The organism is Streptomyces tricolor, from assembly GCF_002155905.1.
Classification (GTDB): Bacteria; Actinomycetota; Actinomycetes; order Streptomycetales; family Streptomycetaceae; genus Streptomyces; species Streptomyces tricolor.
In genome coordinates, this window is record NZ_MUMF01000991.1 from 1 (window position 1) to 580 (window position 580).

Consider the following 580-nt stretch of genomic DNA (forward strand, 5'->3'; position numbering starts at 1 on the left):
CGCCCGCGCCGGACGCGCCGCCGGACGACCCGCCCGCCGCGGCGGCGGCCCCGGCCGCCCCGGCACTCGCGCTGCCGGCCACGATCCCGAGGGCCTTGGCGTACCCGGCGGCCCCGAACCAGCCGATGACGGCGACCGGGACGACACCGGGGATGCCGCTCGCGACCTCTTGGATCTGGGCCGCCGCCAGCCGGCACCGGGCGCACTCCTCCAGGTGCTTGCGCAGGCCCCGCTCGGCCCGGACGCGCAGCTTGCGGCGGGCGTAGGTGCCCAGCTGGTCGGCGTAGCGGGCGCACTCCTCGTCGTGGGTGAGGGTGGTGCTGACGTGGGCCTGGAGATAGGCCTGCTTCAGCCCCTCGCGCGCGCGGCTGGCGAGCACCCGGGTGCCGTTGGCGTCCAGCCCGAACAGGACGGCCACCTCGCTCGGGGACTCGTCCTCCACCTCGGTGTGCCACAGCACGGCCTGCCAGCGCTCGGGCAGCGAGCGGAAGGCCCGCATGGCCATGGACTGATCGGCCTCGTGCAGGGCGCGGACGTCGGCCCCGAGACCGGTGTCGTCGGCGGACGCCTCCGGGAGCCG

1 protein-coding gene is annotated in these 580 nt (G+C 77.1%); it reads right to left on the reverse strand.

Annotated features, from left to right (window positions below):
* A partial coding sequence (locus CCN44_RS42185; RefSeq protein WP_143650490.1) for a sigma-70 RNA polymerase sigma factor region 4 domain-containing protein occupies nt 1–580 on the reverse strand: 580 nt, incomplete at both ends.